Raw genomic sequence first — 14,785 nt, forward strand, 5'->3', positions numbered from 1 at the left:
GTTGAGGGGCGTCTGCCGCCTCGGGGAAGGGAACGCTCGTTAGCGGTGACACCCCTCCGTCAGGTCTGCGGCCTGCCACCTCCCCTCGCAGGGGAGGAATAAGATTCAGTTCAGTTCAGCTGTCGTGCTTCTATTGATGCATTCCATCTCAGATGCACCTGCCCCCTGTTCAGCGCCTCAGCCATCTACCAGCATGGCACCGATCGATCACGTATCCTTACGGACCCTGCCGAATAGAGCCTACGCATTGACCCACTACATGCCCTGAGTACGGGTTTGTACGCCGTCCAGCAGCTATCCTGCCGCCCCATTTGCCTGACGCAGCCTATGCTCATGCGGGAGAATCGACAGGTCTCCACCCTCGAATGAGCGAATCGCAACCCCCATGGTGGCGAAGGTCCGTCACGAGGCGATTCGAAATGACAGGATTGCTGTCATCTCAACTTTGAGACGATCGCCAACCAAACCGCCTACAAACGAAAATCGCCAAAGCCTTGTGAGGCTCCGGCGACATTCATTCTTCGGCGATAGGGCCGTCTACCGGCCCACCCGGGTCAGCGCGGCGATGGCACGCCGGGGGCACCACCGGGGATCGCGCCGGGAGCGCCGCCGCCCATCATCGACTGCTGCGCCTGCATCTGGCGGAGAACCGCTTCGGGGATGAAGTCGATCAGCTCGACATCGAACACCAGGTCCGAGTTCGGCGGGATCGCGCCGGCGGCCTTGTCGCCATAGCCGATCTTCGCCGGCAGCCAGAAACGGTACTTGGCGCCCTTGGGCATCAGCTTGAGCGCTTCGGCGAAGCCGGGCAGCACGCCCGACAGCGGCATCGGCGCCGGCTGCTGCGACTTGTCGAAGACGGTGCCGTCGATCAGGCGACCGGTATAGTTGATCAGCGCCACATCGGTCGCGGTCGGATGCGGACCACCCTGACCCGGCTCGATCACCTTGTACTGAAGGCCCGATGCGGTCGTCACGACGCCCGGCCCACGCGCTTCGCGCACCAGTGCGGCATCGCCCTGACGCGCCAGTAGCGCGGCAACGACGATCGCGGCGGCCACCGCCACCCATATCCAGATCAGATAGGAACGCCGAACGGGACGAAGGGGAACAGCGGTTACGGACATGCCTGGCTCTCGCTCTGTACGGTGGCGTTCGGGAATGGGCGTTCAAAGCCCTGGCCGATTCGGCTAGGCGAATCGGTGGCCATAACGATCGCGATCCCGCGCCGGCCCGCCGGAGGCGAGCCAGTCACGGGACCAGGCGACCGTCAGGCGATTACCGTGCGCCGTCGCGCTCGGCGCGCTTGCGCTCCAGCTTGCGGGCACGACGGACAGCCGCCGCACGCTCGCGAGCGCGCTTTTCCGAAGGCTTCTCATAGTGGCGGCGAAGCTTCATCTCGCGATACACGCCCTCACGCTGCAGCTTCTTCTTGAGCGCGCGAAGGGCCTGGTCCACATTGTTGTCGCGAACGATGATCTGCATAAAAACGAATTGCTCCGGCAAAACAGGATAAAGCGGCCGCAGAACACTGTGGCCGCATCGTGGGGCGCTCCTAGCAGGCGCATGGCCACAACACAAGTCACGGCGTGGCCATTCGGGCCGCCCCCTCACCCGCCACCTGCCCGCCAAGCGATTGATGACGCGAAATGTCATGGCCACGCCATGCCCCTGTGATGTCAGGGTCGATAGGACGGATGCGTCCACGGGGGTTTCCCGTCCCCCCTGGACCGGACCACGGTTCCTCCCCGTCGCCGCGTCCGGCCCCGGTCCGCGCTCCCACCGGACCGGGGCCTCTTTCCAGAAGACACCCGACATGGCTAAGGCACGCGCCATGACCGCGCCCGTATCCTCGCCGAGCCTGCCGCTGACGCTGTACAACAGCCTGACTCGCAGCGCCGAGACGTTCCAGCCGATCGATCCGGCCAATGTCCGCGTCTATTCCTGCGGGCCGACCGTCTATAACTATGCGCATATCGGCAATTTGCGCGCCTATGTCTTCACCGACACGCTGTCGCGCGTACTGCGGTGGAAGGGCTGGCCGCTCACCCATATCATCAACATCACCGATGTCGGTCACCTGACGTCCGACGCCGATGCCGGCGACGACAAGATGGAGGCCGCCGCCAAGAAGAGCGGCAAGGATATCTGGGCGATCGCCGCGCATTACACGACCGCCTTCAAGCAGAATCTGAAGGACCTGGGCATCGCCGAGCCGACCCGCTTCCCGCTGGCGACCGAGCATGTCCCGCAGATGATCGACTTCGCCAAGGCGATCGAGGCGAAGCATTGCTACAGCCTGCCCGACGGCCTGTATTTCGACGTGACCAGCGTGCCCGATTACGGCCGCCTCGCGCGCCACCAGGACGATGAGGGCGAGAGCCGGATCGATCCGGTCGCGGGCAAGCGGCACCCGGCCGACTTCGCGATCTGGCGCGCCTCGGCACCCGGCGAGAATCGGCAGATGGAATGGGACAGCCCCTGGGGGCCCGGCGCCCCCGGCTGGCACCTCGAATGCTCGGTGATGAGCAAGCAGTATCTGGGCGCGCAGTTTGACATCCATACCGGCGGCATCGACCACCGCGAAATCCATCACCCCAACGAGATCGCGCAGAACCAGGCGCATGGCTGCACCGCCGAGACGGGCGCCAATATCTGGATGCACAACAACTTCCTGGTCGACCGGACGGGCAAGATGTCGAAATCGTCGGGCGAGTTCCTGACGCTGCAGGCGCTGATCGATCGCGGCTTTCACCCGCTGGCCTACCGCCTGATGTGCCTGCAGGCGCATTACCGGTCAGAGATGGAGTTCGGCTGGGACGGCCTGGCCGCCGCGCAGGTGCGGCTGAAGCGGCTGGTCCAGACGGTCGAGGGGCTGCGCACCCGCGCCGATGCGCCGGCCAAGGGCGACGCCGCGACCTATCGCGAGCGGCTGGACGCGGCGGTGTCCGACGATCTTGCGACCCCGCGCGCGCTGCCGGTGCTGGACGAGATGCTGGCCGACAAGAAGCTGTCGCCGGGTGTCCGGCTGGCCGCGCTGGACGATTTCGATTCGGTGCTGGGGCTGCAACTGGCGACGCTGACCCGCGCCGATCTGCGCACCCGTCCCAAGACCGCGACACTCGACGACGCCACGATCGAGGCGCAACTGGCCGAGCGCCGGGCGGCACGCGCGGACAAGGATTTCGCGACCTCCGACCGGCTCCGCGATTCGCTGCTGGCCGCCGGGGTCGAGGTGATGGACGGCGATCCGCTGGGCTGGGACTGGAAGCCGGTGCTGCCGGAGGGATAGGCCGAATCGGGATTCACCCCTTTCCTCCCCTGCAAGGGGGAGGAAGGCGTGAACGTCGCCCTGGCCTAGTCCCGCCCCCGCCCGATCAGCGGCGTGCGCGCGGGGACCGCATGCGCAGGCCGATGAACAGCACGGTCGGCCAGAACAGCGTGTTGGCGGTGTCGCCCAGCGTGTCGGGCCAGCGCCACGACCCGTAATGCAGCCGGTCGAGGATCTCGTTACCCGCCTGCGCCAGCGCGACACAGGCGAGCGGGATCGGCGTGGCCAGCGACTTGCGCGTCAGGATGCGCGCCAGGAACAGCACCGCCATGCCGGCATGGACGTGCAGCAGGCTGTCCGCCATGCCGGTTCCATCGCCGATCCACTGGATGAATTGGGCATAGCGCGCGGGAATATCCATTCCCGACCCTTGCCGTGACCAAAACGGACATACAATCCCAAAGCGGGCGCAAAGCCGATCGCCACCGCTTTTCCGCCCCGCCCGGACGCCCCGATACGAAACCCCCGTGGAAACCGGGGTTCCCACGGGGGCTTTCTCATCAACGACGGCGCAACGTCACGCGTCAGAAGCTGCTCCAGTCGTCATCATCCTGCTTCAGCGCCAGATTGCCCTGCGAGACGGGCGCGGCACGCCGCATCGGCGCCGATGGCGGCGAAGCCGCACGGCGCGGCGCGGGGGCGAAGGTTGGGGCCGATGCCGCCGGGGCCTCCGCCGCGCCATCGATGCGGAAACGTGCGATCTGTTCGTCCAGCGAGCGGGTCTCGCCCGACAGCGCACGCACCGCCGCGGTCACCTCCTCGACCATCGCGGCATTGGCCTGGGTCACGCCGTCCATGTCGTTGATCGCCAGATTGACCTGATGGATGCCGGTCGCCTGTTCCGAGGCGTCGCCCGCGATCGCGCTGACCAGCCCTGAGATTTCCTGCATGCCGGTGGCGATCAGGCGCAGCGACTCGTCGGTCTGGTTGGCGAGGTCGACGCCGCTGCGCACCCGCTCGACCGTGGTCGTGATCCGCGCGCTGATGTCGCGCGCCGCCTCGGCCGAGCGTTCGGCGAGCGCACGCACTTCGGAGGCGACCACGGCAAAGCCCTTGCCCGCATCGCCCGCACGCGCCGCCTCGACCCCGGCGTTCAGCGCCAGCAAATTGGTCTGGAAGGACAGGCCGTCGATCACCGCGATGATCTCGGCAATCTCGTTCGAGGATCGCTCGATGTCGCCGATCGCCGAGACGGTGCGGCGCACGACATCTTCGCTCTTGGCGACGTCGCTGGTGGCCTTGCGCACGATCGACTCGGCCGATTGCGCCTTGCTCGCGGCGGCGGTGACCGACTGGGCGATCTCGTTCATCGCCGCCGAGGTCTCCTCGATGCTCGCCGCCTGCTGCTCGGCGCGGCGGGCCAGATCGTCGGCCGCCTGGTTCATCTCGACCGTGCCGCTCGCAATGCCGGTGGCGTTGATCCGCACCGCCGCCAGCGCCGCCGACAGACGCGACACCGCGCTGTTGAAGTCGCGCTCGATCGCCACATAGGATGGGGGGAAGCCCGACAATTTGGGGGTCAGATCCGAGTCGGCCAGCTGGCGCAACGCGTCGCCGATGCTGTCCACGACCTGCTGCTGCTCGGCATCGGCACGCTGCTTGGCGACCGCCGCATCACGGAACACCGCGACCGCGCGCGACATGCTGCCCAATTCGTCGCCGCGCTCGGCATCGGGCACCGTCACGTCGTTCCGTCCGCGCGCCAGCTGATCCATCACGCCGGTCAGCGCGACGATCGGCCGCCCCAGGACACGCGACAGCAGCATCGACATGGCCAGCGCCACACCGATGAGGACGACGCCGCCGATGCCCAGGCTCCATTTGCCCGTGCTCACCGCGACCTGCCGCGTTGCGCGGCTGGCCTTCATCGCCTCGACCGTCTTCGCGCGCAGATCGCGAACCGGCTTCAGGATCGCGGTCACCCGAACCGCTTCGGAATTGGCGCGAATCCAGGCTTGCGCGCCCTGCGGATCGGTACGCGCGCGCTCGATCATCGGGTCGCCGACATTGCGACGCCAGGCGTTCATGCGCGCATGCGAGGTCGCGACCGCAACCTTGGCCTGCGGATCGTCGGCCAACAACGTGTCGAGATTGGCCGCCGCCTGGGTCTCGGCTTCGCGCGAATCGAAATACTGCTTCAGGTAATTCTCGTCCTGCGTGATGAGAAAGCCGCGCATCTGGCTGTTCTCACGCTGGATGCCGCCCTCCATCTCCAGCGAGGCGGCATAGATTTCCTGGGCATGGCCGTTGGCGACCGTCGTGGCCTCGATCCGCGCCAGCGCCCACCACAGCGCCGCCATCATCACCAGCACGGATATCAGGACGAGTGCGAACGAGAGACCGATCTTCTTGGGTATCGGCAAGGATGACAGCATGAAGCCCCCGGACAGCGCGGAAGCCCAATGCCTCCGGTTTGTCCGCTTCAATAATCAGGGAACCGCCAACAGAAGGTTAAAGAGCGCTATTTGAGAATCTTAGCTTGTATCAATCCGCTCAAAGCGGCCTGTCGGCGGCGGCGATCAGTGCCGGCTTGTCGGGAATCGGCGCGTTTTTGGGAATGGTAGCGATCTCGGCTGCGACCGCATCGGCGCGCGCGGACGAGGAGGGATGGGTGCGGCTGCGGAATATCCCGCCATCGACCTCGCCGCCATGCTCGCGCCAGAAGCGCACGGCGTCCTGCGGATCATAGCCGGCATTGCGAATCAGATGGACGCCCAGCAGATCGGCCTCGGTCTCGGTCTGGCGGAACAGCCGGCCATTGCGCCCGAATTCGGACAATATCCCCCGCTTGACCCCGGCTGCGTCGAGCCGTTCGCGGTGGCGCAGGATGTTGTGCGAGAATTCATGGCCCACCACGACCGCGATCATCCGGTCGTCGAACCGTTCGAAGAAGCGCGAGCCGATCTGGACGATGTCGCCGTCCGCCGACGCGGTCAGGCCCGGCCCCATCAGCATCTCGAACCGCGACCGGCATCCGGGTTGGGCGGCTACCGTCACCTCGCGGCGCTCGCCCTTGCGCAGGATCGTCAGGCGCAGCGGCGCATCCGCTGGCTCGGCCGCGATCTGGCGCTGCGCCGTGTCGCGGGTGGCGGTGTCGGCGCGCTCGCGTCCCGCCGCCTGCACGACCAGCGGGCGGCCGTTCACCGCCGCGATGCCGTCATTGGCGATGATCCCCGCCTTGGCCGCCGCGCTGCCCGGCACGACCGCCTCGACCGCGATCGGCGCCTCGAACCCGAAGATCGCGGGCAGCGTCTTGCGCACGGCCGGGTCATATTGGTCGATCGCATGGATCACCAGGCCGGGCGTCGGTGCGCGGTCCCTGCACAAGGGGGCGTTCGCGGTCGCCAGCCGCCAGGCGATCGTTCCCAGCCGAAGGTCGGCGTCACGCATCGCGCCGAACAGCGCGGCGTCATCGGTATCGGCGGCCGCCACCGGGGTCGCGGCGACGGGGGCCGCCGCCGGCGCCTCGGGCGGCATGACGAGGAGGAAGGCGGACAGGGCGATCACCGCCGACGACAGGATGAAGGGACGCGACATCGCCGCGTTGCTACCCGTTCCGCGCGACGTCCGCAAAGCCGGTCGCCGCAACCGCCAACGGCTCGGCGCAAAATCGTATCATGCGCAACAAAGCACGCGACTTCAGGGGGTCAAACGCCAACTTCATTGCGTATGGCCCCAAATCGGCGCATGGCACTATTTTCACATGCAGTAGACAAAGAGAGCAGGACGATCATGGCCGCGAACTGGGCCCCCGACAGCTGGACGAGCGCCGAAGCCCGGCAGCTCCCCGAATATCCCGACGCCCAGGCGCTCGACGCCGCGACGCGTACGCTGTCGAGCTATCCCCCGCTGGTCTTTGCGGGCGAGGCGCGCAGCCTGACCGCCGAGCTGGCCGAAGTGGCCGCCGGTCGCGGCTTCCTGCTCCAGGGTGGCGACTGCGCCGAGAGCTTTGCCGAGCATAGCGCCAACAATATCCGCGACACCTTCCGTGTCATCCTGCAGATGGCGGTGGTCCTGACCTTCGCCTCCAAGCTGCCGGTGGTGAAGCTGGGCCGCATGGCCGGCCAGTTCGCCAAGCCGCGCTCGGCCAATACCGAGGTCGTCGATGGCGTCGAGCTGCCCAGCTATCGCGGCGACAATGTCAACGACATCGCCTTCACGCCCGAGGCACGCGTGCCCGATCCCCAGCGGATGCTGCGCTCCTATGCGCAGTCGGCGGCGACGCTGAACCTGCTGCGCGCCTTCGCCCAGGGCGGCTATGCCAATCTGCATCAGGTACATCGCTGGACGCATGACTTCATGGGCCGCAGCCCCTGGGCGCAGAAATATAGCGAGATGGCCGACCGCATCGGCGAGGCGCTGGACTTCATGGCGGCCTGCGGCATCGACCCCGCGTCGGTCCCGCAGCTGGCGCAGACCAGCTTCTACACCAGCCACGAGGCGCTGCTGCTGCCCTATGAGCAGGCGCTGACCCGTCAGGATTCGCTGACCGGCGACTGGTACGACACCTCGGCGCACTTCCTGTGGATCGGCGACCGCACCCGGTTCGAGGGCTCGTCGCATGTCGAGTTCCTGCGCGGCATCGGCAACCCGATCGGCGTGAAGTGCGGGCCGAGCCTGGAGCCCGAGGCGCTGCTGCGGATGCTCGACACGCTGAACCCCGGTCGTGTCCCGGGCCGCATGACGCTCATCACCCGCTATGGCCATGACAAGATCGAGGCGCATCTGCCCAAGCTCGTCCGCGCCGTCACGCGCGAGGGGCATCCGGTCGTCTGGTCCTGCGACCCGATGCACGGCAACACGATCAAGGCGGCGACCGGCTACAAGACGCGTCCCTTCGACCGCATCCTGGCCGAAGTACGCGGCTTCTTCGCTGTCCACCGTGCCGAGGGTACGCATGCCGGCGGCATCCATGCCGAGATGACCGGCCAGAATGTGACCGAGTGCACCGGCGGCGCGATCGACGTGACCGAGCAGTCGCTGGCCGATCGCTACCACACCCACTGCGACCCGCGCCTGAATGCGGGACAGAGCCTGGAGCTGGCCTTCCTGCTAGCCGAGATGCTGAACGAGGAAATGGCCGAACGCCGCAAGGCCGCCGCCTGATTCGCCTTGGTCGGGGCGGGGAAGCCATGACGCTCCCCCGCCCCGATCTTATCCACAGCTTCCGCATGCAACCCGCTTGACGCCCGCCCCCACCCCGGCTAATAGCGCGCCTCCACTGCAAACGGCCCCTTCGTCTAGCGGTTAGGACGTCGCCCTCTCACGGCGAAAACACGAGTTCGATTCTCGTAGGGGTCACCAGCCTTTTTGAATGGCTTGGGTGGAGCGATCTCCAAAATTGAAATTTGCACGCTCGCCCGAGGACGTCTGTCAGGCGTTTCGGTACTCGACGCCCGCATTGAATCCTCGACGGATTCGGCGTTTGACGATCGCCATGAACATGATCGGCAAGCTGGCCCAGCACGACACCCCCAACCCAAGACCATGATGACATTGGATGAAACCAACGCGAGCCCCTCCCCTTCAGGGGAGGGGTGAGTCCGTCTTATATCATCACGCTTTAGACCAGCGACATCTTGCGCGTCGCATCCGGTACGATCAGCGCGCCGAGCAGGCGCAGGCCGCGTTCCAGTCGGTCACGGGGCACGAGGCCGCCGATCGATACCCGCAGCGCTGGCCCGACGGTCGACCGATCGACGGCAAAGGCGTCGCCGGGAATGGCCGACATGCCCTGCGACCGCAGCGCCTGCGCGATCAGGGCCGCATCGGCGTCGGGCGGCAGGGGTATCCAGAGGTGATAGCCGTCCGGGTGCCGGTGATAGCGCCCCTCGGCCAGACATTGGCGGACCAGCGCGCCCCGCCCCCTCGCCTCGGCCCGCACCTCGCCGATCAAGCGGTGCAGCATGTCACCATTCGCCCAATCCGCGACCACGGCGGCATTGAGTGGCGGGGCCATGATCGCGGTTTCGTGCAGGTCCGCCGCCAGCCGCCAGGCCCGGCCGATGTCAGGCGCGCGCAGCCAGGCCACGCGCAGGCCGGGCGACAGGATCTTCGATACGCTGGCGATGTGCCAGGTCCGCTCGGGCGCCAGCGCCGCGATGGGCGTGATCGGCCGTTCTGGCAACTGGCCATAGGCGTCGTCCTCGATCACCATCAGGCCATGCCGCCGCGCCACCTCGGCAATCGCGGTGCGGCGGCCCGGCGACATGGTCGCGGTGGTCGGATTGTCGTTGGTCGGCACCAGATAGACGGCCTGCACCAACGCACTTGTGCACAGCGCATCCAGTGCGTCGGGATCGATGCCCTCCCCGTCCATGCGAACCGGACACAGTATCACGCCGTAGCGCCGTGCGAGCGCCAGCAGGCCGGGATAGGCGAAGGGCGCGACGGCCAGCCGGTCCCCCGCCTTCAGCTCGGCGCTGAAGATGGCGTGCAGCGCCTGTTGGCCGCCGGCCGACACCAGCACCATGTCCTCGCTCGCCTCGACACCGCGCGCCCGGAGCAGCGCCGCCCCCGCCTCGCGCACCGATGGCTGGCCGCCGGCCGGCTGATATTGCAACAGCCCCATGCCGTCCCCGTTGGCGAGCAGCCGGGCGGCCGTGTCGCGAAACGCCCCGGCAAGCGACATGCCGGGAATGTCCGGGGGCGCGTTCATGCCGGGATCGATGCGCTCGACGATCGGTGCCCTGGCCTGTGCTGTGTCACGCCGCTCGCGGACGAAGCTGCCGCGCCGGCCGTCGCCTTCGATCAGGCCCTGCCGCTGCGCCTCGCCATAGGCGCGCGTCACCGTGGTAAGATCGACGCCTAGCGCCTCGGCCAGCGCGCGCTGGGGCGGCAAGCGGTCGCCCGGCACCAGCGTCCCGGCATCGACGTCGCGCGCCAGCGCCCGGGCGATGGCGAGGTATTTGGGACCAGTCAGGGTGGTCAGATCAGGCTTCCAGCTTTGCACGGCCGCCTCCTACACCCATCTCCATACAATTGCCCATCCCCGGCACCGCGTCAGTCACGGTGATGGAAGAGCGCGCGGCCCGCCAGGGCGGCGCGGGCCATGTCGCCGGCGTCGTGCAGCGCCAGACAGGCATTATGCCCATCGCCCTCCCAGAAGCTGGCATCGGCATAGCATCGCAGCGCCTGTTCCCAGTGCCGCAACCGGGTCGCCACGGTCGACAGTGCCGCCAGCGCGGCGCGCACCTCGACGAAATCGTCGCCACCCCCGGCGCGGACGATCGCGGCATCCTGTGGCCGGTCCATCCGGTCGAGCAGGTCGGCCGCCACCCGGCGGGCATCGCCCAGCTGGTTCGCCATGCCGCGCTCAATCACCGAAGATATTGCCGCCATCCTGACCGTCGAGCCGGTTCTTGAGCGTCTCCGTCCCCGCCTCGATCGCGCGGTTCACATATTGCGACGCCACCAGCCAGCCCTTGATCGGCCGCAGCGGCAACAGACAGCCCAGCAGCATGAACGGCAGCGACATGAACAGATGCACCCACCAGGGCGGATCATAGGCGACCTGCAACCAGACCACCACGAAGGTCAGCGGAAAGGCGACGATGCACAGCGAGAAGAAGGCAGGGCCGTCATCGGGCGCGGCAAAGCGATAGTCGAGCCCGCAACATTCGCATCGCGGCGCGATCTTCAGCCACGAGGTGAACATAGCCCCCTTGCCGCAACGCGGACACAGGCCCTTCAGGCCGCTTTCGATGATCCAGCGGAACTTGCTGGAATGCGAATCGGGGAGCATGTCGGCACCTCTACAAAGCCTGATGCATACATAATGTATTTTGCATGCATTGCCAAATCATTATGCATGGATAAAGTGCGTCACTTTCCCCTTCACCGTCATCGCCTCGACGGGTATCGCGGCGATGGACAGTCAACCACAGGATCAGGACCATGCCCCATATCACCGTCGCCGCGCTGCAAATCGGGTCGGACTATGCGGGCAAGGCCACCACGCTGGCCAATATCCTGCGCCATGAGGAGGCGATCGCCGCATCGGGCGCGCAACTGGTGGTGATGCCCGAAGCGGTGCTGGGCGGTTATCCCAAGGGCGAGCATTTCGGCACGCGCCTGGGCTATCGCCTGCCGGAAGGGCGCGAGGCCTTTGCCCGCTATCATGCCAATGCTGTCGACCTCGACGGTCCGGAAATCGCCGAGTTGGCCGACCTCAGCACGCGCACCGGCGCGACGCTGGTGCTGGGCGTGATCGAACGGGCGGGCGCCTCGCTGTTCTGCACGGCGCTGTTCATCGAGCCGGAGCGCGGGCTGGTCGCCAAGCATCGCAAGCTGATGCCCACCGGCACCGAGCGGCTGATCTGGTCGCAGGGGGACGGTTCGACCATGCCGGTCGTCGACAGCCGGGCGGGCAAGCTGGGCGCGGCGATCTGCTGGGAAAACCACATGCCGCTGTTCCGCACCGCCATGTACGCCAAGGGCGTCGAAATCTGGTGCGCGCCGACCGTCGACGAACGCGACATCTGGCGGAGTTCGATGCGGCATATCGCGCATGAGGGCCGCTGCTTCGTCATCAGCGCCTGCCAGGTTCAGCCCTCCCCCGCCGAACTGGGCATGACGATGGAGCATTGGGATGCCGATCGCCCGCTGATCGGCGGGGGCAGCATGATCGTCGGGCCGCTGGGCGATGTGCTGGCCGGGCCGCTGGAGCGCGAGACGGGGTTGATCACCGCGTCGATCGACATGGAGGACGTGATCCGCGCCCGCTACGACCTGGACGTGGTCGGCCATTATTCGCGGCCCGACGTCTTCAGCCTGCATGTCGACGAGCGCCCGCGCAGCGGTGCGGTGTTCACCGGCGGCGAATGACCGCGAACGGGTGGGAACCGGTGACACCACCGCTTCCCACACCGCCAACCTATCTTAGACGCGCTCAAGCAGCGCGGCGATCCCCTGCCCGACGCCGATGCACATGAAGACGAGCGCACGGCGACCGCCCGTCCGGTGCAGTTCCTCGACCGCGCTCATCGCGATCCGCGCGCCCGACATGCCCAGCGGATGCCCCAGCGCGATGGCGCCGCCATTGCGGTTCACCCGGTCGTCGGCGGGATCGATCTCCAGATCGCGCAAGGTCGCGATCGCCTGCGCGGCAAAGGCCTCGTTCAGCTCGATCACATCGATGTCCGCCATGCGCAGCCCGGTGCGCGCCAGCAGACGGCGGGCGGCGAGGACCGGGCCGATGCCCATGACGCGCGGCGGCACGCCCGCCGCCGCCATCGCCACGACCCGCGCGCGCGGGGCCAGTCCGTGGCGGACGGCCGCCTGTTCGGAGGCGATCAGCATCGCCGCCGCGCCGTCGTTCAGTCCGGAGGCATTGCCCGCCGTCACCGTCCCGTCGGCGCGGACGACCGGCTTCAACCGGCCGAGCGTCGCCATGTCGCTGGCGCGCGGATGCTCGTCGCGGTCGAAGACGATCGCCTCGCCCTTGCGCTGCGGGATGGTGACGGGGACGATCTCCGCCGCCAGCCGACCATTGGCCTGCGCGGCGGCGGTCTTCTCCTGGCTGCGCAGCGCGAAGGCGTCCTGCTCCTCGCGCGTCACGCGCCACTCGGCGGCGACATTCTCCGCCGTCTCCGGCATGGTATCGACGCCGTAAGCCGCACGCATCGCCGGATTGACGAAGCGCCAGCCGAGCGTCGTATCCTCGATCTTCTGCGCGCGGTCGAACGGCGTCTGCGCCTTGCCAAGCACATAGGGCGACCGGGTCATGTTCTCGACCCCGCCCGCGATCATCAGGTCCGCGTCGCCGCTGCGGATCGCGCGCGCCGCCGATCCGATCGCGTCCAGCCCCGATCCGCACAGTCGGTTGACCGTCGAGCCCGGGACGATATCGGGCAGGCCGGCGAGCAGCACGGCCATGCGGGCGACGTTGCGATTGTCCTCGCCCGCCTGATTGGCGCAGCCCAGGATCGTGTCGTCGACCGCCTGCCAGTCGACCTTCGGATTGCGCTCCGCCAGCGCCCGGATCGGGATAGCGGCGAGGTCGTCGGCGCGGACGCTCGCCAGGCTGCCGTTCAGCCGCCCGATCGGGGTGCGTACCGCATCGCAGATGAAAGCCGCGCTCATGCCGCCATCTCCAGATCGACGGCGAAGTCCGCGCCCGTCTTCGCCCGCACATCTTCCACGCTCACGCCGGGCGCCAGCTCGATCAGCCGCAGCCCCGGCTTGTCGCAGGCCATGACGCACAGGTCGGTGACGATCAGGTCGACACAGGCCTGCCCGGTCAGCGGCAGGGTGCAGGCGGGCAGGATCTTCGGGCTGCCGGTCTTGCTGGCGTGATCCATGACCACGACGATCCGCTTCACCCCGGCGACCAGGTCCATCGCGCCGCCCATGCCCTTCACCATCTTGCCCGGGATCGTCCAGTTGGCGATGTCGCCGCCGACGGAGACCTCCATCGCGCCCAGCACCGCCATGTCGATATGGCCGCCCCGGATCATCGCGAAGCTGTCGGCGCTCGAAAAGAAGCTGGAGGTCGGCAGGGTCGTGACGGTCTGCTTGCCCGCATTGATCAGGTCGGGGTCCGCCTCTCCCTCATAGGGAAACGGCCCGATGCCGAGCAGCCCGTTTTCCGACTGGAGCGTCACATCGACCCCGGCGGGGACGTGATTGGCGACCAGCGTCGGAATGCCGATGCCCAGATTGACGTAATAGCCGTCCTGAAGCTCGCGGGCGGCGCGGGCCGCCATCTCGTCGCGCGTCCAGCTCATGCCGCATTCTCCCGGTTCCGCACCGTCAGTTTCTCGATCCGCTTCTCGTTGATCGTACTCTTCACGATCCGGTCGACATAGATGCCGGGCGTGTGGATGGCATCGGGGTCGAGCGCGCCGGCCTCGACGATCTCCTCGACCTCGACGACCGTCACCTTGCCGGCGGTCGCCATGTTCGGGTTGAAGTTGCGCGCGGTCTTGCGGAACATCAGATTGCCTGCGGGATCGGCCTTCCACGCCTTGATGATCGACAGGTCGGCGCGCAGCCAGGTTTCGCGGACATAGTCCTGACCCTCGAACGTCTCGACCGGCTTGCCCTCGGCGACCACGGTGCCGACGCCGGTCCGGGTGTAGAAGGCGGGGATGCCCGCGCCGCCTGCGCGGATACGCTCGGCGAGCGTGCCTTGCGGGTTCAGTTCCAGTTCCAGTTCACCCGACAGATATTGCTGCTCGAACAGCTTGTTCTCGCCGACATAGCTGGAGATCATTTTGCGAACCTGCCGGCTTTCCAGCAGCATCCACAGACCGAACCCGTCCGCCCCCGCATTGTTGGAGATGACGGTCAGCCCCCGGACCCCGGACTGGCGGATTTCGGGGATCAGGCTTTCGGGATTGCCCGACAGGCCGAAGCCGCCCGACATGATCGTCATGCCGTCGAACAACAGTCCGTCGAGCGCCGCCGCCGGAGTGTCGTAAATCTTACTCTTCATCGTAACGCGTTTCCCAT

At 67.3% G+C, this 14,785-nt stretch carries 14 protein-coding genes and 1 tRNA gene; 4 read left to right on the plus strand and 11 right to left on the minus strand.

The annotated features are described in order from the left end of the window. Positions 1-554: 554 nt before the first annotated feature. A complete protein-coding gene (locus GGR48_RS06210; protein WP_183951029.1) occupies positions 555-1,127 on the minus strand; it encodes an FKBP-type peptidyl-prolyl cis-trans isomerase in 573 nt (190 codons plus the stop codon). A gap of 151 nt (positions 1,128-1,278) precedes the next feature. Next, positions 1,279-1,485, minus strand: coding sequence for a 30S ribosomal protein S21 (gene rpsU, locus GGR48_RS06215; protein WP_007404630.1), 207 nt, complete (start codon positions 1,483-1,485; stop codon positions 1,279-1,281). 349 nt (positions 1,486-1,834) lie between these two features. On the opposite strand from rpsU, the gene cysS reads away from it, so the two are divergent. After that, positions 1,835-3,292, plus strand: a complete 1,458-nt coding sequence (gene cysS, locus GGR48_RS06220) for a cysteine--tRNA ligase (RefSeq protein ID WP_183951030.1) — start codon at positions 1,835-1,837, stop codon at positions 3,290-3,292. An 85-nt stretch (positions 3,293-3,377) separates the two neighbouring features. Here the strand turns inward: cysS and GGR48_RS06225 are convergent, their stop codons facing one another. From GGR48_RS06225 to GGR48_RS06235, 3 genes are all read right to left on the minus strand, one after another. Further along, positions 3,378-3,692 (minus strand): hypothetical protein, encoded by a 315-nt coding sequence (locus GGR48_RS06225; protein WP_183951031.1) that lies wholly within the window; start codon positions 3,690-3,692, stop codon positions 3,378-3,380. Between the two features lie 163 nt (positions 3,693-3,855). After that, on the minus strand, positions 3,856-5,706 hold the full coding sequence (locus tag GGR48_RS06230) for a methyl-accepting chemotaxis protein (RefSeq protein ID WP_183951032.1): 1,851 nt from the start codon (positions 5,704-5,706) through the stop codon (positions 3,856-3,858). Positions 5,707-5,824: 118 nt separating this feature from the next. Then, positions 5,825-6,868 (minus strand): M48 family metallopeptidase, encoded by a 1,044-nt coding sequence (locus GGR48_RS06235; protein ID WP_183951033.1) that lies wholly within the window; start codon positions 6,866-6,868, stop codon positions 5,825-5,827. A gap of 195 nt (positions 6,869-7,063) precedes the next feature. Here GGR48_RS06235 and GGR48_RS06240 point away from each other — a divergent pair, with 195 nt between their 5' ends. Together GGR48_RS06240 and GGR48_RS06245 are read left to right on the plus strand one after the other, a co-directional pair. After that, positions 7,064-8,437: a class II 3-deoxy-7-phosphoheptulonate synthase gene (locus tag GGR48_RS06240; RefSeq protein WP_183951034.1), complete on the plus strand. Its 1,374-nt coding sequence runs from the start codon at positions 7,064-7,066 to the stop codon at positions 8,435-8,437. A gap of 123 nt (positions 8,438-8,560) precedes the next feature. After that, positions 8,561-8,635, plus strand: a tRNA-Glu gene (locus GGR48_RS06245). A gap of 259 nt (positions 8,636-8,894) precedes the next feature. Here GGR48_RS06245 and GGR48_RS06250 read toward each other — a convergent pair. From GGR48_RS06250 to GGR48_RS06260, 3 genes are read right to left on the minus strand one after another with little or no spacing between them, the layout of a single operon-like run. Beyond that, positions 8,895-10,283 (minus strand): aminotransferase class I/II-fold pyridoxal phosphate-dependent enzyme, encoded by a 1,389-nt coding sequence (locus GGR48_RS06250; protein ID WP_183951035.1) that lies wholly within the window; start codon positions 10,281-10,283, stop codon positions 8,895-8,897. A gap of 50 nt (positions 10,284-10,333) precedes the next feature. Next, entirely contained in the window at positions 10,334-10,639 is a 306-nt protein-coding gene (locus tag GGR48_RS06255; protein WP_183951036.1) for a hypothetical protein, read from the minus strand. A 7-nt stretch (positions 10,640-10,646) separates the two neighbouring features. After that, complete coding sequence (locus GGR48_RS06260) at positions 10,647-11,075, minus strand: DUF983 domain-containing protein (RefSeq protein ID WP_183951037.1); 429 nt, start codon at positions 11,073-11,075, stop codon at positions 10,647-10,649. 152 nt (positions 11,076-11,227) lie between these two features. Here GGR48_RS06260 and GGR48_RS06265 point away from each other — a divergent pair, with 152 nt between their 5' ends. Beyond that, positions 11,228-12,157 (plus strand): carbon-nitrogen hydrolase family protein, encoded by a 930-nt coding sequence (locus GGR48_RS06265; protein ID WP_183951038.1) that lies wholly within the window; start codon positions 11,228-11,230, stop codon positions 12,155-12,157. 54 nt (positions 12,158-12,211) lie between these two features. Here the strand turns inward: GGR48_RS06265 and pcaF are convergent, their stop codons facing one another. Genes pcaF through GGR48_RS06280 form a run of 3 tightly spaced genes read right to left on the minus strand, consistent with a single transcriptional unit; the run spans position 12,212 to position 14,768 of the window. Next, positions 12,212-13,414 (minus strand): 3-oxoadipyl-CoA thiolase, encoded by a 1,203-nt coding sequence (pcaF, locus tag GGR48_RS06270; protein WP_183951039.1) that lies wholly within the window; start codon positions 13,412-13,414, stop codon positions 12,212-12,214. Further along, positions 13,411-14,058 (minus strand): 3-oxoacid CoA-transferase subunit B, encoded by a 648-nt coding sequence (locus tag GGR48_RS06275; RefSeq protein WP_183951040.1) that lies wholly within the window; start codon positions 14,056-14,058, stop codon positions 13,411-13,413. Before GGR48_RS06275 ends, pcaF begins: the two co-directional genes overlap by 4 nt. Next, positions 14,055-14,768 carry a CoA transferase subunit A gene (locus GGR48_RS06280; protein WP_183951041.1) on the minus strand — a complete coding sequence of 238 codons (714 nt, stop codon included), beginning with the start codon at positions 14,766-14,768 and terminating at the stop codon, positions 14,055-14,057. Before GGR48_RS06280 ends, GGR48_RS06275 begins: the two co-directional genes overlap by 4 nt. Positions 14,769-14,785: the final 17 nt, after the last annotated feature.

Source organism: Sphingomonas pseudosanguinis (assembly GCF_014196255.1).
Lineage (GTDB): Bacteria > Pseudomonadota > Alphaproteobacteria > Sphingomonadales > Sphingomonadaceae > Sphingomonas > Sphingomonas pseudosanguinis.